The sequence below is a fragment of the Amycolatopsis sp. NPDC003861 genome (assembly GCF_053605405.1).
This window is the reverse complement of the sequence record NZ_JBSGJD010000180.1, coordinates 1-20,608: the sequence shown is the minus strand read 5'-3', so window position 1 is coordinate 20,608 and position 20,608 is coordinate 1. Positions and strand designations below refer to the sequence as shown.

18 protein-coding genes are annotated in these 20,608 nt (G+C 70.8%); 7 read left to right on the top strand and 11 right to left on the bottom strand.

Annotation, left to right across the window (positions count from 1 at the left end; all coding sequences use genetic code 11):
- Positions 1-40 precede the first annotated feature (40 nt).
- Complete coding sequence (locus tag ACWEVN_RS33700; RefSeq protein WP_452053957.1) at positions 41-1,264, bottom strand: lipase family protein; 1,224 nt, start codon at positions 1,262-1,264, stop codon at positions 41-43.
- A gap of 90 nt (positions 1,265-1,354) precedes the next feature.
- On the opposite strand from ACWEVN_RS33700, the gene ACWEVN_RS33695 reads away from it, so the two are divergent.
- A complete protein-coding gene (locus tag ACWEVN_RS33695; protein ID WP_452053956.1) occupies positions 1,355-1,999 on the top strand; it encodes a TetR/AcrR family transcriptional regulator in 645 nt (214 codons plus the stop codon).
- Here the strand turns inward: ACWEVN_RS33695 and ACWEVN_RS33690 are convergent, their stop codons facing one another.
- From ACWEVN_RS33690 to ACWEVN_RS33680, 3 genes are all read right to left on the bottom strand, one after another.
- Entirely contained in the window at positions 2,000-3,163 is a 1,164-nt protein-coding gene (locus tag ACWEVN_RS33690; protein WP_449688146.1) for a GGDEF domain-containing protein, read from the bottom strand.
- A 321-nt stretch (positions 3,164-3,484) separates the two neighbouring features.
- On the bottom strand, positions 3,485-4,744 hold the full coding sequence (locus ACWEVN_RS33685; RefSeq protein WP_449688143.1) for an MFS transporter: 1,260 nt from the start codon (positions 4,742-4,744) through the stop codon (positions 3,485-3,487).
- A gap of 320 nt (positions 4,745-5,064) precedes the next feature.
- Positions 5,065-5,361, bottom strand: a complete 297-nt coding sequence (locus tag ACWEVN_RS33680) for a hypothetical protein (RefSeq protein WP_452053955.1) — start codon at positions 5,359-5,361, stop codon at positions 5,065-5,067.
- A 171-nt stretch (positions 5,362-5,532) separates the two neighbouring features.
- Between ACWEVN_RS33680 and ACWEVN_RS33675 the strand changes: the two genes are divergently transcribed.
- Complete coding sequence (locus tag ACWEVN_RS33675) at positions 5,533-7,416, top strand: FAD/NAD(P)-binding protein (protein ID WP_452053954.1); 1,884 nt, start codon at positions 5,533-5,535, stop codon at positions 7,414-7,416.
- 15 nt (positions 7,417-7,431) lie between these two features.
- Here the strand turns inward: ACWEVN_RS33675 and ACWEVN_RS33670 are convergent, their stop codons facing one another.
- From ACWEVN_RS33670 to ACWEVN_RS33660, 3 genes are all read right to left on the bottom strand, one after another.
- Entirely contained in the window at positions 7,432-8,535 is a 1,104-nt protein-coding gene (locus ACWEVN_RS33670; RefSeq protein WP_452053953.1) for a glycosyltransferase, read from the bottom strand.
- Positions 8,536-8,553: 18 nt separating this feature from the next.
- Positions 8,554-9,192, bottom strand: coding sequence for an HNH endonuclease family protein (locus ACWEVN_RS33665; protein WP_449688022.1), 639 nt, complete (start codon positions 9,190-9,192; stop codon positions 8,554-8,556).
- Between the two features lie 90 nt (positions 9,193-9,282).
- Positions 9,283-9,963, bottom strand: a complete 681-nt coding sequence (locus ACWEVN_RS33660; protein ID WP_449688023.1) for a hypothetical protein — start codon at positions 9,961-9,963, stop codon at positions 9,283-9,285.
- A gap of 76 nt (positions 9,964-10,039) precedes the next feature.
- On the opposite strand from ACWEVN_RS33660, the gene ACWEVN_RS33655 reads away from it, so the two are divergent.
- Positions 10,040-11,326, top strand: coding sequence for an adenylosuccinate synthase (locus ACWEVN_RS33655; RefSeq protein ID WP_013230806.1), 1,287 nt, complete (start codon positions 10,040-10,042; stop codon positions 11,324-11,326).
- Here ACWEVN_RS33655 and ACWEVN_RS33650 read toward each other — a convergent pair.
- Positions 11,323-11,820, bottom strand: coding sequence for an OsmC family protein (locus tag ACWEVN_RS33650; RefSeq protein WP_449688024.1), 498 nt, complete (start codon positions 11,818-11,820; stop codon positions 11,323-11,325). The two genes, ACWEVN_RS33655 and ACWEVN_RS33650, sit on opposite strands and share 4 nt — an antisense overlap.
- A gap of 118 nt (positions 11,821-11,938) precedes the next feature.
- Between ACWEVN_RS33650 and ACWEVN_RS33645 the strand changes: the two genes are divergently transcribed.
- The gene (locus tag ACWEVN_RS33645) at positions 11,939-12,847 is read left to right on the top strand and encodes a TIGR03564 family F420-dependent LLM class oxidoreductase (RefSeq protein ID WP_449688025.1); all 909 of its coding nucleotides are present in this window, start codon (positions 11,939-11,941) and stop codon (positions 12,845-12,847) included.
- Here the strand turns inward: ACWEVN_RS33645 and ACWEVN_RS33640 are convergent.
- Complete coding sequence (locus tag ACWEVN_RS33640; RefSeq protein WP_452053952.1) at positions 12,828-14,462, bottom strand: Na+/H+ antiporter; 1,635 nt, start codon at positions 14,460-14,462, stop codon at positions 12,828-12,830. The genes ACWEVN_RS33645 and ACWEVN_RS33640 overlap by 20 nt on opposite strands.
- 148 nt (positions 14,463-14,610) lie before the next feature.
- Between ACWEVN_RS33640 and ACWEVN_RS33635 the strand changes: the two genes are divergently transcribed.
- Positions 14,611-15,852, top strand: coding sequence for an MFS transporter (locus ACWEVN_RS33635; RefSeq protein ID WP_452053951.1), 1,242 nt, complete (start codon positions 14,611-14,613; stop codon positions 15,850-15,852).
- Between the two features lie 54 nt (positions 15,853-15,906).
- Here the strand turns inward: ACWEVN_RS33635 and ribA are convergent, their stop codons facing one another.
- Complete coding sequence (gene ribA, locus ACWEVN_RS33630; protein ID WP_449688028.1) at positions 15,907-16,614, bottom strand: GTP cyclohydrolase II RibA; 708 nt, start codon at positions 16,612-16,614, stop codon at positions 15,907-15,909.
- Positions 16,611-18,080, bottom strand: a complete 1,470-nt coding sequence (locus tag ACWEVN_RS33625; RefSeq protein ID WP_449688029.1) for a carbohydrate kinase family protein — start codon at positions 18,078-18,080, stop codon at positions 16,611-16,613. The genes ribA and ACWEVN_RS33625 overlap by 4 nt, the downstream gene beginning before the upstream one ends.
- A 565-nt stretch (positions 18,081-18,645) precedes the next feature.
- Here ACWEVN_RS33625 and ACWEVN_RS33620 point away from each other — a divergent pair.
- Both ACWEVN_RS33620 and ACWEVN_RS33615 read left to right on the top strand, forming a co-directional pair.
- Complete coding sequence (locus ACWEVN_RS33620; RefSeq protein ID WP_452053950.1) at positions 18,646-19,656, top strand: OmpA family protein; 1,011 nt, start codon at positions 18,646-18,648, stop codon at positions 19,654-19,656.
- Positions 19,657-19,675: 19 nt separating this feature from the next.
- Positions 19,676-20,545 carry a hypothetical protein gene (locus tag ACWEVN_RS33615; protein WP_449688193.1) on the top strand — a complete coding sequence of 290 codons (870 nt, stop codon included), beginning with the start codon at positions 19,676-19,678 and terminating at the stop codon, positions 20,543-20,545.
- Positions 20,546-20,608: the final 63 nt, after the last annotated feature.

The window sequence follows — 20,608 nt, the reverse complement described above, 5'->3', positions numbered from 1 at the left end:
GTAAGGCGGGTTCTAACCCGCCTTACCACTCACGACGCGGTCAGAACCAGCCGCAGTTGACCGGCGCCGGGAGGCCGGCGAACCGGCCCTCGAGCCAGGCGAACGCCTCCGGGTACGCCCGCACCGCGCCGAGCACGTGCGTCGGCACCAGCGACGTGCTGAACTGCACCTTCACGCCCTTGCCGCACCACGTCCGGCCCAGGTCGCGGTCCTGCGCGTAGGGCACGATGTCGTCGAGCGCGCTGTGCACGATCAGCACCGGTGCCGTCGGCTTCAGCGACCCGATCTTCTGCTCGGCCACCCGCGACCGGTACGGCTCCTCGCCGAGGTAGGCGACGAGCGAGCGGCCGTCGCTGGTCAGCGTCGAGGACTGCGTGAACGCGTGCGCGGCGATCGCCTCCACCGTGCACTCGGTCCGGACCTGCTCGAACAGCTGCTTCCCGCGCGCGTTGAGCAGCGCCGGGATGTTCAGCTCCGGGTAGGCGTAGTTCATGCTCACCAGCGCGAACCCGAGGAACCCGACTGCGTAGTGGCCGTCGAGGTTCTTGGCCACCTCGGCGAGGTCCGCCGGCACCGCCCCGGCGTACGTGCCCTTCAGCTTCAGCTCGGGCGCGTAGCTCGGCTGCAGTTCCGCTGCCGCGGCCGAGGCGCCGCCGCCCTGGGAGTAGCCGGCGATCGCGACCGGGCCGTCGTCCGGGAGCCCCGCCTCCGGCAGCCGCTGCGCCGCGCGGATCGCGTCGAGCACGGCGTGGCCCTCCGACGCGCGGTTGACGTACGTGTGGTCCCCGGGCGTGCCCAGCCCCTCGTAGTCGGTGACGACGACGCCGTACCCCCGCGTCAGCAGCCCGGCGATGAACGGCCCCTCGTACTCGAAGCCCGCCACAAGCGCTTTCGACGGGGCGCAGTCGTCGCCCTCGCCCTGGGTGCCGACGGCGTAGGAAACGATCGGGCGCGCGCCGGCGCCGTGCCACGCCGACCGCGGCGTCAGCACCGTGCCGGTGACGGCGATCGGCGAGCCGTGCGTGTCGGTGCTGCGGTACATGATCCGCTGCACGTTCGCGTCGGCCTTGATCAGCTGGATCGGGTCGATGTAGAACGTCGACGTCTCGTGCCGGATGACGTCGCCGTTGCTTCCGGCGGGGAGGGGGGACGGGGGATCGTAGAAGGACGCGGCGGAGGCCTGAGGCGGGCCGAGCGTCGCCAGGGCCAGAACGGAAACGGTGGCGACGGCCGCGGAGAGGGCGCGGCGGGGGAAGATACGCATGCTTGCTCCTCGTTGAGCAGGTCGAGTGCGCGCGGGTGACACCTTTTCAGACAGAGGTGTCGAAAAAAGAATCACGTGAGGTGGACCACAATGTCAAGCCCGGCCCCGCGCGGGCGGCCGCGCAAGCTCCCGGCTTCCGAGCAGCGCGCCCGCGTGCTGCGGGCGACGGCGAAGGTCGTCGCGCAGCACGGGATGCAGGGCGCGACGATCGAGCAGATCGCGCGCGAAGCCGGCGTCTCGCGCCAAGCCGTCTACGAGCAGTTCGGTGACCGCGCGACGCTGTTCGCCGAGGTGGTGGCCGCGACCGAGGAAAGCGCCTTCGCCGCCATCGCGAGCCCGGCCGTGGCCGACACGCAGCCCGGCCTGCGGGCCTGGGCGCGGGCCAACTACGCGAACATGGTCACCTTCGTCGCCGACCACCCCGAGGGCTACGGCGTGCTCCGCGCGGCCGAGCGCGCGGGCGACCCCGCTCTCACCCGGTTGAGGGAGAGACTGGCCGTCGTCTACGCCGAGGCCGCCCGCAAGCGGTGGGCCGCGCACGGCATCGACTCCGGCCGCGCGGACCGCGCGCTCGTCACGCTCTTCTTCGCGATGACCGAGTCACTGGTCCAGGCCACCTGGGACGGCGAGCCGCCGGACCAGGACGCCCTGATCGACCTGCTCACCGAGTTCACCGTGGGTGGCGTCGCCCGCCTGCAGACCAAGGCGAGCGACGTCATCGACCGATTGCGGTAGCTAAGCCGCGGCGAGAGCCGCCGCGGCCGAGCCCACCACCCGGTTGCGTCCGCCGTGTTTGGCCGCGTACACGGCCGCGTCGGCGGACGCCATCACCTCCTCGATGGACGCGCCGTCGAGCGGGTAGGCGGCGACGCCGATGGACGCCGTCTGCCGTTCGATGTCGACGGCCGCGCCTTCGTTGGTCGTGGTGCTGATGATCAGCTCGCTGACCCGTTGCCGGATCCGCTCCGCCGTGACGATCGCATCCTCCTTGGACGTCGACGGCAGCAGCGCGACGAACTCCTCGCCGCCGAACCGGCCGACCAGGTCGTGCGCCCGCGTCTCCTGCTTGACCACCGCGGCGACCGCCTTGAGCACGTCGTCCCCCGCGAGGTGCCCATAGGTGTCGTTGATCCGCTTGAAGTGGTCGAGGTCGATCATCATCGCGCCGAAGCTGCCGTTCTCCCGCTCCGCGCGCGAGATCTCGCGCTGCGCGCCGTCCTGCCAGGTGGTGGCGTTGAGCAGCTGCGTCTTCTGGTCCGTGGTGGCCAGCTCTTCCAGCCGCTTGATCAGCACGGACCGCTGCAGCACGTACAGCGGCAGGATGACAAGAACCGACAGCAGCGGTTCTTCGTTGAGCACCATCACCAGCAGCGCGCCCACGCACAGAGTGGACAGTTCGAGCAGGTTGTCGTCCATGTTGCCGAGGCAGGACACCGGCGTCGCGTTCTTCGGGTCGGCCAGGTAGAGGCCGAGGCCGGTGAGCGCGGTGTTGACCGTGAAGAAGGCCAGCGCGGCCAGCGTCACCGTCGCCACGCCGCTGCCGATGGTCATGTGACCGACGACACCCGCGGAGAAGGCCGACAAGATCATCGTGGTGGCGTTCGCGGCCACGCGGTGAAATTCACCCGGACGGGTGCCGGACCAACTACGGAACGCCAAGTAGACGTACAGCACGACGCCGAGCGCGGCGATCAGCTGGGCCGGCAGGAGCAGGCCGGCGGGCAGCAGCCACACCGAAGTCATCGAGATGTAGGGCCCGTTGCTGAGGATGCGGCGCTGCCGCTCGAGCCGCCTGCTGACCTCCGTCTGCGCCACGGCCAAGGCTGTGAGCAGCGCAAACGTGCCCAGCTGCGCGACGGTGACCGGCACGGTCAACAGCGAAACGGCCGTCCAGCTCAGCATGACCGTGATCGCGGTCAGCGTCGCGATGATCCAGTCGCGGGGGCGGGTCCACAGTGCCCAGCCCCGTACGCGAGAAATCAAGTCTTGGCCGCGCTGTTCCCCCGATGTGACCATTTTTCCCCCAGACCCTTGCGTGGTTGTACGGTGACAAAGTACTCACGGACAGTTTCAGACCGTTCGCCTGCTGTCCACAAGGGCTTTCGGTGTGTACTTTTTCTTTGACACCGGAACGAGAGGTGGCCAGCGATGCGCGGCAAAGAACAGTGACCGCACAGCGCACCGCAAGGTCGCGCAGGTCGAGCCCACGCGCGGGGCATGTCAAGCATGTTCGGCGCGTGCGGCTTCTTTGTCGATCCATCGATCCGGCTCGCCCGACAGCGCCCGGGCCCACAGCACCGCCAGCGGCAGGGTGAGCACGATCCCGGCGACGCCGAAGATGCCCACCGTGCCGTGCGGGGTCAGCTGATCCGCCAGCACGCCGCCGATCAGCGGGCTGATGCCCATCATCGTGGTCAGGCCGGTGTTGGACAGGCCCATCACCTGCGCCCGCTGCTCGTCGGGCACCGCCAGGGTCAGGGACGCGGTCGCCTGGAGCAGGCAGACCGTGCCCAGCCCGCCGGAGATGATGAACAGCACGATCGACGAGACCGGGCCGGGGTTCAGGAAGCAGAGCAGCAGCGGCACGGCGCACAGCGCGGACAGCGGGCCGATCAGCTTCGGCCGCAGCCGCGCGGGCACCCAGCGCGTGTAGGCGAAGGTCGCGATGACGCTGCCGATCGGGTCGGCCGCGAGCAGCAGGCCGATCGTCTCCGGGCCGCCGCCGGACGCGGTGACGTACGGCGCGGCGATGCCCTCGTAGACCGGCAGCAGGCCCATCAGCCAGGTGAACAGCACCAGCGTCCGCAGCGGCCCGCTCGCGAACGCCGTCCGGCCACCGCCGCCGAGCGTCGCGAAGAAGGACTTGCGCTGCTCGCCGCTCGCCGCGGCCGGCCGGGCGCGGACGCCGAAGCGCACGAAGACGGCGGACAGCACGAACGTGGCGGCGTCGACGACCAGCGCCACGCGCGGGTCGAGGGCGATCAGCAGCGCGCCACCGCCGGCGAAGCCGAGCAGCTGGGCGCTCTGCACGGTCATGCTCCGGATGCCCATCCCGACGACGAACCGGTCGCCTTCGAGCACCTGCGGCAGCAGCGCCAGCTGGGACGCCTTGAACGGCGGGTTGACCAGCGAAACGCCGCCGACCAGCACGCACATCAGCCAGAACGGCATCCCGGGCACGGCGACGAGCAGGATCAGGCCGGCCCGCAGCAGGTCGACGAGCACCATCACGCTGCGGCGCGGGAAGCGGTCGGCGAAGCCGGTCAGGAAGATGCCGCCCAGCAGCGACGGCGCGTAGGTCAGGGCGTAGGTCAGGCCGGTGAGCGTCGCGGAGTTCGTGCCGGTGAACACGAGGATGGACAGCGCCACCCTGGCCAGCTGGTCGCCGGCGATGGACAGCAGCTCGCCGAACCACAGCGCCCGGAACTCGGCGATCCCGAACACCTCGCGGAACGTGACGCGATCCGGCGGTGCTGCCATGCGTTTTCTCCCGACCTCTTGTGCATACCGTGCCCGGCGCATGACCTCTGGTGACGAAAAGACCAGTCGGTCATGAGGCCGTCACGGTACGTGAGTTACCTCAGCCAGTGTCCCGTGACTGTTGGTAAATCTCTAGGTTCTTTCGCCGGTATCGAAGGTGTCACGGAGCTTTCCCGAACGGGTCAGACGATAGCCCGCAGTGTCTGACCGGTGGCTCAGGAGTCACCAATGGATCATTCCGTACCGTTTGGTCGGTCGCCAGGGGCAAAAGTAGCCACCTCGCGTGCGCGAGGTGGCTACCGGGGAAACGGAGGCGGGCTTCAGCGCCGGCCGCGGGCGCCTTCGACGACCTCGATCGAGGCGCGGACCTGCTCGAAGGTGGGCGGAGCCGCCCGGTTGAACACGACGGTCAGGGACCTGCGTGGGATGACCACGAACTCGACGTCGACCCCGGCCGCCTCCGCGGCGGCCTCGACGACGTCCCGCCAGTGCTCGGGGTCGATCCCGTCCGGATCGGCCCATTCGTGGGCGAAGATCGCCCAATTGCCCCGGAGGAGCGTGCCGACCACGTCCTGCGCGGTGTGGACGCGGTGCGGCGAACCGAGCTCATCCGTCAAGTATTCGCAGGTGGAGCGGGATGATCGAGGCCCGGGCGCCTGGGTGGACGAAGGTCAAGTTCGCTCCTCTCGCCGGTGTACCCCAGGCCTTCGGAGCCGCACGCGGGGTGGATGGGTTCCGCCCTGTGGGAAGGGCTTCCGGCGCCGGAACCCCGGCGTAGCTTCGGGTTCGTGGCCGATCTCCCGCCGTTCACCCTGGCTGTCGTGGGCGCCGGACCCCGCGGGGTCGGCGTCCTCGAACGGCTCGGCGCGAACGCGGGCGAGCTGCTCGGCGGCCGCCGGGTCGAGGTGCACCTGATCGACCCCTTCCCGCCGGGGCCCGGCCGGGTGTGGCGCTACGACCAGTCGCCGCTGCTGCGGATGAACTCCATGCCCGAGGACGTCACGATGTTCACCGACGACTCGGTGAAGATGGCCGGCCCGGTGCGGCCGGGGCCGTCGCTGCTGGAGTGGGCGCGGAAGGTGCGCGACGGCGGGCTCGCCGCCGACGTGCCGCCCGACGTCGTCGCCGAGCTGACCGGGCTCGACGCCTTCGACTTCCCCACCCGGCGCCTGCAGAGCGCCTACCTGACCTGGGTGTACCGGCAGGTCGTCGCGGACCTGCCGGAGGGCGTCGACGTCGTCGAGCACGCGGCCCGCGCGACCGGGGTCGACGGCCGCACCGTCCGCCTGTCCGACGGCTCGGCGGTCGTGGCGGACGCCGTCGTCTTCACCGTCGGCCACCTCGACGCCGAACCCGACGAGCGGGAGCGCGAGCTGGTGGCGTTCGCCGCGCGGCACGGGCTGTCGTACTACCCGGCCGGCTACACCGCCGACGTCGACTACGCGGGTGTCGCGCCGGGCGAGACCGTGCTGGTGCGGGGGTTCGGGCTGGCGTTCGTCGACCTGATGCTGCTGCTGACCGAGGGCCGCGGCGGCCGGTTCGAGGACCTCCCGTGCGGCGGCCTCCGCTACCACCCGAGCGGTGCCGAGCCGGTGCTGCACGTCGGCTCGCGGCGCGGCGTCCCGTACCACGCGAAGATCGGCTACCGGCTGCGCGGGAAACCGTTGCGGCTGCCCAGGTTCTTCGACGCCTACGCCATGGACGCGCTGGCCGGGGAAGCCCTCGACTTCCGCGCCGACGTCTGGCCGCTGATCGCGAAGGAACTGGCCTGGGGCTACTACAGCGAGCTGCTCACCGGGCACCCCGAGCGCGTCCGGATGGACTTCGCCGTGTTCGCCGACGCCTTCGCCGACCTGGCCTGGGATTCGCCCGCCATGCGTGACCTCGTGGCGCGGGCGGTGCCCGCCGAGGCCGACCGGCTCGACCTCGACCGGCTGGACCGGCCGATGGCGGGCCGCACGTTCGGCACGGCGGAGGAGTTCGGGAAGAAGCTCCGCCAGTACGTCGAGGCCGATCTGGCGCGCCGGGCGGACCAGGAGTTCAGCGCGGACCTGGGTGCCTTCATGGCGCTGCTGTCGGTGTACACCCAGCTGCCCGTTCTCGTCCAAAGAGGACGGTTGGGGGCCGCCTCGCAAGTGTCCGATATGGACGGCTGGTTCCACGGGTTCTTCTCCTACTACGCCAGCGGCCCGCCGCCGCGCCGCCTGGAGGAGCTGCTGGCCCTGCACGAAGCCGGGATCGTTTCCTTCGCGGGCGCGGAACTGCGGGTGACGGCGGAGGGCGGCGTCTTCGTGGCGTCGTCGGCGAGCCACCCGGAGACGGTCGAGGCCCGCACGCTGATCGAGGCGCGGCTGCCGGAACCGAGCGTGACGCGCGCGGCCGACGGCCTGCTCCGGCAGCTGCGGGACGCGGGCGAACTCGCGGAGGAGACGGTGGCGGACCCGGTGACGGGCGCGTCGCTGCCCTCGGGCCGCATCCACACGCGGGTCTCGGACTCCCGCCTGCTCGACGGGACGGGCCGCCCCCACCCGCACCGGTTCGCGGTGGGCCCGCACACGAGCGCCCGCTCGGCGGCGGCCTTCACCCGGCCGCGGACGAACGCGTTGTCCTTCCGCCAGAACGACGCCGTGGCCCGCGAGATCCTGGCCCTCGTGAGTGGTAACGAGGGTTAGAACCCGCGTTACCACTCACGAGGCCCAGGCGACCAGTTCGTCGAGCACCGCCTCGGGCGCGGGCATGGCGGCGATCTCGGCCGCGACACCCTGCGCGACCTCCCGGGCCGTCGAGTCGTCCAGCAGTTCGCGGGCCGCCGCCTCGATCGCGTCGATCCGCACCGCGTCCCCCACCAGGGCCTTGGCCGCGCCGAGCGCCGCCAGCGCCTCCGCGTTGGCGAACTGGTCGGCACCCTGCGGCAGCACCAGCTGCGGCAGACCGGCGGCGAGCGAGCCGAGCACCGTCCCCGTGCCGCCGTGGTGCACCACCAGGCCCGCGTGCTTCAGCACCTCGGCCTGCGGCACGAACCCGGCCACCCGGACGTTCTCCGGTACCGGGCCCAGCGCCGCGGGGTCACCCGGGCCGACCGCCACGAAGACGTCCAGCGGCAGCCGCGACAACGCCGCGATCGCCCCGCGCAGCAGCTGCGTCGCGCCGAAGACCACCGTGCCCAGCGTCAGGTACACGAAGCCGTCGGCCGGGAGGGCCGGCAGCGGGACGGCAGCGTTGTAGGGCGTCGGGCGCATCCGGAACACCTTCGGCACCGCCGCCGAGCCCGGGTCGCGGACGCTGTCGGGCCAGACGTCGACGCAGGCGTCGCCGAGCATGGCGTCCGCGGGGAGGCGGTCCCACAGCGGCGCCAGGCGTTCGGCAGCGACGGACAGGATCTCCGGTGGCACCGACCGGCCGATCACCAGGGAGACGGCCGGGATGCCCGACTGCTGCGCCACCGCGCCGGCGCCGACGTCGCTCTGCTCGTAGACCACCAGCTCCGGCCGCAGGTGCGGCAGCAGCGGCCGCAGGTCGGCCATCGTCGCCTGCGGCAGCAGCTCGGCGAACATCGTGATGCCGACGTCGAATCCGGCGTCCGCGCCGTGCCGACGCTGGGCTTCGGCTTCGGCGTCGCGGATCGAGATGCCCACGCGGTGGGTCTCGAAGCCGAGCTCGCGCACCTTCGGCACGAACGTCTCGCCGGTGCCGAAGACGACGTCGTGCCCGGCGGCTTTCGCCGCGTTCGCGAGCGGGAGCAGGGGGAAGAGGTGGCCGTACGCCGGGCGGCACGTGAAGAGGATCCGCACCGCCCGAGCGTACCGGCGTCAGCAGCGGTTGAGCATGTCCGTGAGTGCGGACTTCTCGGCGGAGTTGATCGTCAGCTTGAACTTGTACTTCACCGCGACCCACATCTTCGCGTAGGTGCACCAGTAGCCGGTCAGCGGCGGCTTCCACTGGTCGGGCGACTTGTCGCCCTTCTCCTGGTTGACGTTGTCCGTCACGGCGATCAGCTGCGGGTCGGAGAGGTCGTTCGCGTACGCCTGGCGCTGCGCGGTCGTCCACGACGACGCGCCGGTGCGCCACGCGTCGGCCAGCGGCACGACGTGGTCGATGTCCACATCGGACGCGGCGGTCCAGGTCGCGCCGTCGTACGGGCTGAACCACTTGCCGGAGGTCGCCGCGCAGGCGGAGTCGGTCACCACGTTCGTGCCGTCGCGCTTGAGCACCACTTCGCGGGTGTTGCAGCTGTTGCCCTGGTCGATCCAGTGCGGGAACTTGTCGCGGCTGTAGCCGGTCTGCGAGCCGTCGGCCTTGACGGTCAGGGTCGCGAGCTCGGACTTCGCCGTGGTGGCCGACGGGATGCCCGGCGGGGTCGCGTCCGCGACGCCGGCCAGGGTTCCGGACAGCACCGCGGTGACCGCGAGGACGGTGAACGAATGACGAACAGCGCGCCTGGTTGGCATCTTGCTGCCTCCGTGTCTGAAGTGGGGACAGCTAACCTTCAGGCACGGAAGTGGCGCATACAACACGTATAGGTGACAGGTTGCTGTCCGTCAAACGGCGCCGCGGACCAGCCGGAGGTCTTCGGTGTGCCGGTACCAGGTCCACTTGTTCACCGCACGCTCGAAGACGACGTCGTCGCGCACCGGCCGGGTCGGGATGCAGCCGATCTGGAACGCCCGCGAGTACAGCGTGGACGGCCGCTTGAAGACGGTGCCCTTGACGACCCGGACGGCCAGCCCGGGGCCGCCCGGGTCCGGCGTCACCTCGATCGACGCGGCCGGCCCGCGCAGCGCCACCTGCTCGTCGGCGTAGGCCACGCCGCGGACCAGCCGCAGCTGCCCGCGCCCGACGAGCACGCCGCCGACGTCGTCGCGGATCAACGGCACCGGGTCGACCTCGCCGCGCAACGCCAGCGCGAGCGCCCGTAGCGGCGTCTTCGGCAGGCCCCAGAGCGCGCCGACGACCGACTCCGGCGACGAGGGCACGAACCCGACCGACACGCCGGAGATCGCGTCCTTCCGGAGCAGGCGCAGCACCACCGCGGCGAGGTCAGCGTCGGTGCCCGAGACCACCAGGTGATCGTGTTCGCCCAGCAAGGGGTCGATTTCCGCCTTGCCGGGACGGCTCGGCACGCGGACCGACTCGACGTCGTCGACCTCTTCGAAGCCGGCCGCGTCATCGCCACAGGCCACCACGATTCCGCGCACCCGCAGGTCCTCCGTTACAGTCATGCACCGGCATTTCGTCAGCGCCACCGGTGTCCGTCCGGGACACTAAACCTCAGTCGTCGAACACCTGGAGTGTCACATGCCGGCCATCGTGCTCATCGGTGCCCAATGGGGAGACGAAGGCAAGGGCAAGGCCACCGACCTGATGGGTGACCGCGTCCAGTGGGTCGTCCGCTACCAGGGTGGCAACAACGCCGGTCACACGGTCGTCCTGCCGAACGGCGAGAACTTCGCCCTGCACCTCATCCCGTCCGGCATCCTGACCCCGGGCGTGACGAACGTCATCGGCAACGGCGTGGTGGTGGACCCGGGCGTGCTGCTCGAGGAGCTCTCCGGACTTGAAGCGCGGGACGTCGACACGTCCAAGCTGCTGATTTCGGCGGACGCGCACCTGATCATGCCGTACCACGTGGCCATCGACAAAGTCACCGAGCGGTACCTCGGCAGCCGCAAGATCGGCACCACCGGCCGCGGCATCGGGCCGTGCTACCAGGACAAGATCGCCCGCGTCGGCGTCCGCGTGCAGGACCTGCTCGACGAGAAGATCTTCCGCCAGAAGGTCGAAGCCGCGCTGGAGTTCAAGAACCAGGTGCTGGTGAAGGTCTACAACCGCAAGGCGCTCGACGCCGACCAGGTCGCCGACGAGGTGCTGGCGGCGGGCGAGAAGTTCGCGCACCGCATCGCCGACACGCGCCTGCAGCTCAACCAGGCGCTGGAGCGCGGCGAAACGGTGCTGCTGGAGGGCTCCCAGGGCACGCTGCTCGACGTCGACCACGGCACGTACCCGTTCGTGACGTCGTCGAACCCGACGTCCGGCGGCGCGAGCGCGGGCTCCGGCATCGGGCCGGGCCGGATCACGACGGTGCTCGGCATCCTCAAGGCGTACACCACCCGCGTCGGTTCCGGGCCGTTCCCGACCGAGCTGCACGACGAGTCCGGCGAGTACCTGCGCAAGCAGGGCGGCGAGTTCGGCGTGACGACCGGCCGCTCGCGGCGCACCGGCTGGTTCGACGCGGTGATCGCGCGGTACGCGGTGCGCGTCAACGGCATCACCGACTACTTCCTCACGAAGCTGGACGTGTTGTCGGGCTTGGAAAAGGTTCCGGTGTGCGTCGGCTACGAAGTCGACGGATTCCGCACGCAGGACATGCCGATGACGCAGACCGACGTGCACCACGCGATCCCGATCTACGAAGAGCACCCGGGCTGGTTCGAGGACATCTCGGCGTGCCGCACGTTCGAGGAACTCCCGGCGAACGCCCGCGCGTACGTCGAGCGCTTGGAAGAGCTGTCCGGCGCCCGCATTTCCGCGATCGGCGTCGGCCCGGGCCGCGAGCAGACGATCGTGCGGCACGAGTTCGTCTAGGTCAGTTTCGTGCTGACCGGCGTCTCGTTCCGGAACAGGTCGAGCACCGGGCAGTGCTCGTCGACCTCGCGCTTGAGGTCTTCGTAGCGCTCCCGGCTCGCCGGCCCTTCGAGTTCGACGGACACGCGCACGTCCCCGAAACCGGGCCGCGTGTTGAAGGAGAAGCCGAAGAAGCCGTGCAGATCGAGGTCCCCGTCGACGGTGACCTTGATGGAGTCGAGCGGGATCCCGCGCTTCGCCGCCCAGAACTGGTAGGTGATGACCTGGCAGGACCCGAGGGCGGCCAGCGCGTACTCGACGGGGTTGGCGGCCTGGTCGGTCCCGCCGAGCGCGGCCGGCTCGTCGACGGTGAAGGCGTGGTCCCGCACGTTGACTTCGACTTCGGTCCTGGTCCCCGGCTTGAGAACGTGGCCGACACTGAAGGAAACGGCGGCGTTGTGCGGATCGGCATCGACGGCCTTGCGGGTGCCTTCGATGACTTCGGTCAGCGACATGGGGCGCTCCTCGGTGATCGGTATTTCGCCACAGAGTGGGCGAATCCCGCGCTCCTCGCTCGGGTTCTCAATTCCTGGGAAGCCGGAAACCGGTGGCGCGGCTCGCTAGCTTGGGGGCATGACCATCGGAGTCACGTTGCCGGCCGGGGACACCGGATCCGTGCCCAACCTCGTCGACGAGCTGATCACCCAGACGCGTCAGGCCGCCGACGCCGGGTTGAAGTCCGTCTGGTTTTCGCAGCTCCCGCTCAGCCAGGACGCCGTCGCGATCGCTGCGCTGGCCGGCCGGGAGGTGCCGGGGATCGAGATCGGGACGTCGGTCGTGCCCACCTACCCGCGGCACCCGTTCCTGGTCGCGAGCGCGGCGCAGACCGCGCAGGCGGCGACCGGTGGCCGGTTCACCCTCGGGATAGGGCTCGGGTCGAAGGGGTTCCTCGGGCCCGTCTACGGCCTCGAGTACCCGCCGCCGATCCGGCACCTGCGCGAGTACCTGACCGTCCTGAAGCGGGTGTTCGCCGGGGAAGCCGTCGAGTTCGAAGGCGAGACGATCACCGCGCGGGCGCCCGGGCCGTCCACTGTGTCCGGTGGCGGGGACATCCCGGTCATCGTGGCCGCGATGGGGCCGCAGGCGCTGCGCGTCACCGGTGAGCTCGCCGACGGCACGCTGCCCTTCCTCGCCGGGCCGAGAGCGCTTTCCGAAGAGATCGTCCCGGCGCTCCCCGCGGGCAAGCGGATCATCGCCGCCGTTCCGGCCGTCGTCACGAATGAACCCGACGCGGTCCGCGCGCTCGCCGTCGAGCAGATGGGGTTCTACGCACAGATCCCGTCGTACCGGCGGATCCTCGACGTGGAAGGCGTCAGCCACCCGGCCGACCTGGCCATCATCGGCGACGAGCAGACCGTGCTCGCGGGCCTGCAGCGCTACCACGACGCCGGCGCCACCGACGTCCTCGTCTCGCAGACCGGCATCCGCTCGGCCGAAGAGCGGCTCCGGACCTGGGAGGTCGTCAGCTCATCCGGTTCGTGAGGGTCGCCGTCACCGACATCTCCTCCAGGTCCAGTTCCCGCAGCACCTTCCGCAGCACCTCGTCGTCGAGCCGGCCCGCGCGGTTCTCCTCGATCATCGCCTTGCGCTGGGTGATCAGCAGTTCTCGCCGGGCCTTCGCGAACTGGGCCTGCGGGCTGCCGGAGCGGTCTTCGCCGGACAACGTGATCGCGGCCTTCGCGAACCGGTACCGCGTGTCGATCAGCCGCTGCAGCCGGTCCTTGAGCCGATCGACCTTCTCCTGGGGCAGGTCCAGCGAAGCCAGCCGCTCGCGGCTGATCTCGCGCAGCCTGTCCTGCGCCGCTTTCTTCGCGACTTCGCGAGCCGCGAGTTCCTCGGCCTCGTCCCGGGACGCCTCTTCGGGGTCCTCCACCTTCAGCGCGCGGATCAGCGGCGGCAGCGTCAACCCTTGGATCAGCACCGTCCCGATGGCCACCGTGAAGGCGAACAGCTGGATCTCCTCGCGGCCCGGGGCGTCCGCCGGGACACCGGCCGCGGCGGCGAGCGTGACGACCCCGCGCATGCCGGTCCACGACACCACCGCCAGCGTCCGCCACGACGGCGCCGCGCGGTCGCGGCCGAACAGCCGGACCGTCTGCGGCAGGTACGCGGAGACGAACACCGCCGGGATCCGCACCAGCATCGTCACCGCGAGCACGGCCACCGCGACCAGCGCGAGCGTCCCGTTGTCGCGGGCCGCGTGCTGCGCGCCTTCGAGGACGAACGGCAGTTGCAGGCCCATCAACGCGAACACCAGCGCCTCCAGCAGGACGTCGATGGACGCCCACACGGATCTGTCCTGCATGCGCGTCGCGGGGGACGCGTACAGCGCGCGGTGGCCGAGCAGGAGGCCGGCCGCGACGACGGCGAGCACGCCGGACCCGCTGAAGTCGTCGCTGAAGGGGTGCAGGTGCTCGGCGGTGACGTACGCGGCGAACGGCACGATGATCCCGAACGCCGACTCCATCAGGGGGTCGTCGAGCTGCCGCCGGATCAGCACCACGAGCGCGCCGATCGCCAGGCCGACGCCGATGCCCAGCACGGTCGCGACCCCGAACACCGCGAACCCGTGCCCGGCCGAGCCCGCCGTGCCCGCGACGGCGGCGAGCGCGACCTTGTAGAGCGTCAGCGCGGCGGCGTCGTTGACCAGGCTTTCGCCGGTCAGCACGGTCATCACCCGCCGGGGCAGACCGAGCTTGCGGCCGATCGCGACCGCGGTCACCGCGTCCGGCGGCGCCACCACCGCGCCGAGGACCAGCGCGGACGCGAACGGCACGTCCGGCAGCAGCAGGTGCACCACCACGGCGACGACCACGGCGGTCACCGCGACCAGCACCACGCCGAGCGCGACGATCGGCCGGAGCGCGCGTTTGAAGTGCGTCAGCGAGCTTTCCAGCGACGTCGAGTACAGCAGCGGCGGCAGGACCACGGTGAGCACCAGCTCGGGCTCCAGCTCGAACCGCGGCACCCCGGGGACCAGCGCGACGCCGAGCGCGACGACCACCACCAGCAGCGGGGCGGACAGGTTGTAGCGCCGGGCGAGCGCGGTCAGCGCCAGCGAACCGGCGAGCACGCCCATCAGCGTCAGAATTTCCACGCGCCCGATCTTTCCGCAGGTCGGGCCGCCCTGCCGGACTTCCGCTCAGCGGAACCTCGCTGGATTCTGTCGGACCCCCTGGGCATACTCGTGCGCAATCCGCACAAGTGTGCGGAAGACGTGCACCGACGCACCCCCGGAGGTTCCGATGTCCCCTGGCACTCGCGGCTGGGTCGTGCCCTTGGCCTGGACGGCCGTCCTGCTCGACGGGTTCGACCTGGTCGTGCTCGGCACGGTGCTGCCCGTGCTGCTCCGCGGCCACGTCTGGGGCCTGACCCCCGCCACGGCGTCGGTCGTGTCGACCGTCGGGCTCGCCGGGATGATGCTGGGCGGGCTGGCGATCGGCACGGTCACCGACGTCATCGGCCGCCGGAAGTCCCTGATCATCTCGGTGACGCTGTTCTCGCTGTGCACCCTGCTGTGCGCGTTCGCGCCGTCGACGTTCGTCTTCGGGCTCCTGCGGTTCGTCGCCGGTCTCGGCCTCGGCGGCTGCCTGCCGACGGCGATCACGCTGGTCACGGAGTACGCCCGGCAGGGCAGGTCCGGCAGCGCGACGACCACGGTGATGACCGGCTACCACGTCGGCGCGGTGCTGACGGCGTTGCTGGGCATCGTGCTGATCACGCCGCTGGGCTGGCGCGCGATGTTCGTCGCCGGCGCGCTGCCCGCCGTGGTGCTGGTCCCGCTGATGCTGAAGTACCTGCCGGAGTCCGAGACGTTCCAGCGGGTCCGCGCGGCCGAGAGGTCGGCCGGGCACGCCGTCGCCGGCCTGTTCCGCGGCGGCCTGCTGCGCGCGACGATCGCCTTCTGGGTCACCTCGTTCATGGGCCTGCTGCTGGTCTACGGCCTCAACACGTGGCTGCCGGAGATCATGCGCCAGGCGGGGTATCCGCTGGGTGCGGCGCTGAGCCTGCTGCTGACGCTGAACGTCGGCGGCATCGTGGGCCTGCTGGTCGCGGGCCGGGTCGCCGATCGCGTCGGCATCCGCCCATCGGCCATCGCCTGGTTCTGCGCGGGCGCGGTGTTCCTCGCGTTGCTGAGCGTGAAGCTGCCGGCGGTCGGGCTGTACACGGCGGTGTTCCTGACGGGCTGTTTCGTGTTCAGCGCGCAGGTCCTGGTGTACGCGTACATCGGCCGCATCTACCCGGACGCGATCCGCGCGACGGGCCTCGGCTGGTCGGCGGGCATCGGCCGCATCGGCGCCATCTCCGGCCCCCTCCTCGGCGGCGCCTTGCTGACGGCGGGAATCGCGTACCCCTGGGGCTTCTACGCCTTCGCGGCAGTGGGAGCCCTCGGCGCGGCGGCGGTGACGGTGGTCCGCCCAGGCCGCGGGAGTCCAGCCCAGGAGGGCACCTCGTCGGTGGCGGAGTCCCGGCCTGCCACCACGTGAAAGCTCCGGCCCCGGTCAGCCGGGCCGGGCTGTCCGGGGCCGGCTGTCAGGCGCTCACGCTGCCGGTTTCTCCACCAAGCCGACTGGCTCGGCGGGGTGGGCGGCGGCTTTGCGCAGCGCGGCCCGGCGCGGGCTGAGCCAGCGTGACCCGGCGAACCGGATGACCCGCCACCGCAGGCGCGCGGCCATGGACAGCATGTGTTCCTGGTTGTCGCGCTTGGCGACCAGGTAGGCGAGCGTGTGCGCGCCCGGCTCGGGGATGAGCAACGGCCGTGGCCGCACCTTGATCCCGCCGAGCTCGAGGCCTTCCAGCTTCCCGGGGTTGTTGGTGAGCAGGGTGACTTCCTTGAGGCCGAGCTGCTTCAGCAGCGCCACCGCATCGCCGTACGACCGGGTGTCCGCCTTGCACTCCATGGCCGCGTACGCGGCGAACGTGTCGATGCCCTCTTCCTGGCACAGCCGGTAGCCCCGCGCCTTCGTCAGGAGGCCGGCGCCACGGCCTTCCTGGTCCAGGTAGATGAGCACGCCGGAGTGCCGCTTGATCTCCTCGAGCGATTTGTCGAGCTGGTAGAGGCAGTCGCAGTTGGTGGAGCCGAATATCTCGCCGTAGAGGCACCGGGACTGGATCCGCACGAGGCAGCCGTCCCGCGGTTCGCCGAACACCGCCGCGCACGCCGGATTGGGCTGCTCGGAACCATCGAGGACGACGACCCGGAAATCGCCGTCCGAATCCTGCAATCTGTGCTCCACGACCTCGGTCACGGGTTCTCCACGTCGGGTTCTCTCCACAGCCGGTCCACATCTTCGGTGCCGGGCATGGAATCGGTGATCTCCTCGATGGTGAGGTTGGCGGTCATGGCCTGGATCGCCCATTCGAGGGCTTTCCAAGTCAGGTCTCCGCCGTCCTTGAGGAGTTGGAAAGTCAGGGCTGCCGAAAAGGCCTCGCGAGCCCCGGGAGTGTCTTCGAGCGGAACGTTCGGGCCTTCGATGTCCCTGGATCGCGTCCGCGATCGGATCTTGGCGCCGAAGTTTTCCACCACACAGACTGTCTCCACGCCGAGCGTGAGCAATTCGTCAGCCAGCGCGTCGACCGTGTCGGGGCGGTCCGGGTAGGACAGAAGCCCGCGCAGTTCGCCTTCCCGGCCGACGAGGTAATCGACGCCGTGAAGGTACCGATAAAGCTGTTGCGGCGTTGCCATGGGTGGCGAAGCCTGCAGGAGAACCAGCGGTTTCGGCGATTGGCGGGCGGCCTCTTCGAGGGCCCATTGCACCGTTTCCACCGGTGGTTCCAAGGTGACCATGACCGCATCGGCGTCGGCGATTGCTCGTTTCGTGCGCGGTTGCTCGAATTCCGTTGTGGACAGCGAGACCTTACCCTTGTTCATCCAGCCCAGATAACGGGTCTCACCCTTCTGTGTCACGAGCATGAGAGCGCGCGGATTCGCCTCGCCGGGCGTTTCGCGGATCAGCTCGGTCGACAAACCTTCTTGCTGCATGTAGCGGGTGAGCTCGCGGGCGGCCTCGTCGCCCCCGATGGCGGCGCAGAGCCGCGCGCGGAGCCCGAACCGCCGGGCGGCGACCGCCAGGTTGAGTCCCTTGCCCCCGGGGTGTTCCTCGAACGAGCTCGCCTGCACCGCGGCCCCGATTCCGGGCAGGTCGTCGGAGACCACGACCACGTCCGTCACCGCGCCCCCGACCACGACGATCGAGTTGCTGGGCTCCCGGGCACCGGCGGCCGGCTCGAGCAGCGCTTCCGGACCGTGCACACAGCGCTCGGCGAGCCGGACGAGCGCGCGCGCCTCGGCCGAGCCGCGCAGTGTGCGCACGGTCGGCGCCGGGGGAATCTCGGCCACGCCGAGCAGGCGGTGGAACGCTTCCCAGTGCCGGGCGAGCGCATCGCGCCGCTCGCCGAGGTCCTCGGCGTACAGGCCGTGCAGCTTCGGCCGGTCGGCGAGCAGGGACTCGAGCAGGCCGAGGGCGAGCGCCGCGTCGGCGATCAGCCGGTCGGTCGGCTCGAGATCGGCGGTGACGCGGGTGACGACGTCGACGATGGCCTGGTCGGTGGACACGGCGTGCTCACGCGCGTACCGGCGCACGACGGGCAGGTCGGCGAGCAGCACGACGTCGACCTCCGTCGCGCTGAGCCGCTCGACGTTGAGGCCGCTGCGGGTGCGCAACTTGAGGAAGACGTTTCGGACGCCTTCGACGGCGGCGTCGGGCTTCGCCATCAGCCGAGCCTACCCTTCCCCTGGCATTTGTCTTCTCCAGGGTGACACTTGTTGGACAAACTCCGGACGCTGCCATGGCAGAAGCACGAGTATGCGTCACAACCGGTTCATCTGCCGCGGCGAAAGGTACCTCCTCGCTGCTCCGTTCAGGGCACGACGCTCCGGCTGGACGGATGCTCGACGCCCTTGCGTGCCGAAGTGCCGGTGTCAGTCGGAATAACAGTCGCCCTCGTGTATCGGAACGGCAATTGACATCGTTACTCGGCAAATGTCACCCTGAGGTTGCCTCATCGGCCTTAGGGAGGTCGCCATGAAGCCCTGCACCCCAGGTTCAGGCTACGAAGTCACCCGCAATGATCTGGCTTCCGCACTGCGGATTCCGCAGGAAGCTGCCGTCATCGACAACAGAACCCGGCCGCGTCCGGCAATTGCCGCGCTGGGCTTGCTCGCGCTGTCAGTCGCCGGATGCGCTGTCCCTTCGAAGACGGCCGACCCCACCGGCGGGGACCGGGTCGTCCTCGTCGTCAGTGCCACCGCCAACGAGCCGCGCCCCGTCGTCACCGACGTGGCTCGCAAGCTCCTCACCGACGCCGCGAACAGCGGAAACGCCTCACCGCAAGGCTCGGGCAAGAGCAGTGTCGCGCTCGTTTCGGCCGCCGACGGCGCCGACGCGCACCAGATCGTCCTGACGCCGAGGCGCGCCGACGGATCGCTGGAACACGGGCTGCAGCGGCCGTCGCTCATCGATCGCAACGTCCAGGCCGTCGCCGACGCCGTCGCGGCCACGGCCGCCGCGCGATCCGGGCTCGATCTGCTCGGCGGCATCGACGCCGCCGTCCGCGGAATCGCTCCGGGGCGCCTGATCGTGGTCAGCAGCGGGCTGAGCACGGCCGGGGCCTTCGACCTGCGGCAGGTCGGCTGGGACGCGGACCCGGCGACGGTCGCGCGCCAGCTGGCCGCCAAGAACGCGTTGCCGCACCTCGAAAACTGGCACGTGCTGTTCACCGGGCTGGGCAGCGTCGCCGGCGCGCAGGCACCCCTGCCCGGCTCCGCGCACGACAAGCTCCTCCAGTACTGGCAAGCGATCTGCGCGCAGGCCCGGGCCGCCGGCTGCGAGTTCGACGACAAGCGCGTCACCACCGAGCCGTCGCGGGCCACGGTCGCCACGCCGGTCGTGCCCGTGCCGGGGGTGACGTCGGTGGTCGGGTCCGCGGGCCGGGTCAGCACCACCGTGTCCGACAGCGCGCTCGGGTTCTCGGGCGATTCCGCGGTGCTGTCCCCGGGTGCCCTGGACCTGGTGCGCGCCCTCGCCGGGAGCATCACCGCGGCCGGCAGGTCCGATGCGGTGGTCGTCCGGGGCTACGCCGCCGATCCGCCGGGGTCGACCGCGGCCGGCCGCCAGGCGCTCGCCGACCAGCGCGCCCGCGCGGTGGCCGGCGCGCTCGGCGACGCCGGCGTGCGCCGGCGGCTCGACGTGGCCGGGGTCGGCACCCAGCCCGGCCGGACGGCGATGGTGGGCGGCCGGTTCGACGAGGCCGCGGCCGCCGCGATGCGGCGGGTGGAGATCGCTTACTAGCAGACGAGGAGGTACCGCCATGACCAGCAGCGACGAGACGCGCAACCTGCCACTCCCGCAGCCGCGCCGCCCGCGGGAGGGGCCGCACACCGGAGGCTCCTCGGCTGCCGGGGACCGGCTGCTCGCCCGGATCCGGGAGCTGCGCTACCTGGCCGACCGGGTGCTGGACGACCTCGTCGTCGGCCCGCACGGGCAGAACCTCACCGTCGCACAGGCCCAGGCCAAGGCCGAGCTGTACGACGAGCTGATCGAGCTGGAACAGGCGCAGGGCAGTCTGCGCCACCGCCGCGTCAACCGGCTCACCCGGGTGCTGACCCTGCTCACCGTCACCGTGGTCGACCTGCCGATCATGCTGTGGCTGGCCAGTTCGGTGTTCAACGTCGACTGGACGGCCCCGGTCGGGCTGCCCCTGCTCATCAGCGTGGTGATCTCGGTGCTGGCCACCGGGGGCGCCGCGACCGCGTTGCACCACCTGGGCCACAACCAGCGCCAGCACAAGAACCACCGCCGCCAGCTGGAGTGGAGCAAGCTGTCCACCGGCGCGAAGCTGAGCCTGCTCACCGTCGGGCTGCTGGTGGGCCTGATGGGCGTGGTGATGTTCGTCCGGGTCTCCACCGAGGGGCTGTTGTCCGGGATGAACGGCCTCGCGCTGCTGATGGCGGTGCTCGTCGCGCTCGTCATGGTCGTGTCGGCGACGCTGGTGTTCTGGACGGCCTTCCGCGACGGCTCCCTGGAGCAGGACGACCTGCGCCACTACAGCGAGTGCGTCCGGCCGCACCTGACCGCCCAGCGCGAGTACGAGGACCAGGCCTACGAGCTGGGCTGCCAGTACGACCTGCTGCGCCGCCGCGCCGAACGCGAGGACGCGATCGGCGCGCCGGCCGAGTGAGCGGCGCGGGACGCGCTGCTGGTTGCCGAGCGAGAGCTTCTGCACCTCGTCGTCGCGGCGGCC

Coding starts and splice junctions, on each gene's coding strand:
- ACWEVN_RS33700 (WP_452053957.1), bottom strand. CDS start 1,264: ATGCGTATCTTCCCCCGCCGCGCCCTCTCCGCGGCCGTCGCCACCGTT.
- ACWEVN_RS33695 (WP_452053956.1), top strand. CDS start 1,355: ATGTCAAGCCCGGCCCCGCGCGGGCGGCCGCGCAAGCTCCCGGCTTCC.
- ACWEVN_RS33685 (WP_449688143.1), bottom strand. CDS start 4,744: ATGGCAGCACCGCCGGATCGCGTCACGTTCCGCGAGGTGTTCGGGATC.
- ACWEVN_RS33665 (WP_449688022.1), bottom strand. CDS start 9,192: ATGCCAACCAGGCGCGCTGTTCGTCATTCGTTCACCGTCCTCGCGGTC.
- ACWEVN_RS33660 (WP_449688023.1), bottom strand. CDS start 9,963: ATGACTGTAACGGAGGACCTGCGGGTGCGCGGAATCGTGGTGGCCTGT.
- ACWEVN_RS33655 (WP_013230806.1), top strand. CDS start 10,040: ATGCCGGCCATCGTGCTCATCGGTGCCCAATGGGGAGACGAAGGCAAG.
- ACWEVN_RS33650 (WP_449688024.1), bottom strand. CDS start 11,820: ATGTCGCTGACCGAAGTCATCGAAGGCACCCGCAAGGCCGTCGATGCC.
- ACWEVN_RS33645 (WP_449688025.1), top strand. CDS start 11,939: ATGACCATCGGAGTCACGTTGCCGGCCGGGGACACCGGATCCGTGCCC.
- ACWEVN_RS33635 (WP_452053951.1), top strand. CDS start 14,611: ATGTCCCCTGGCACTCGCGGCTGGGTCGTGCCCTTGGCCTGGACGGCC.
- ACWEVN_RS33625 (WP_449688029.1), bottom strand. CDS start 18,080: ATGGCGAAGCCCGACGCCGCCGTCGAAGGCGTCCGAAACGTCTTCCTC.
- ACWEVN_RS33615 (WP_449688193.1), top strand. CDS start 19,676: ATGACCAGCAGCGACGAGACGCGCAACCTGCCACTCCCGCAGCCGCGC.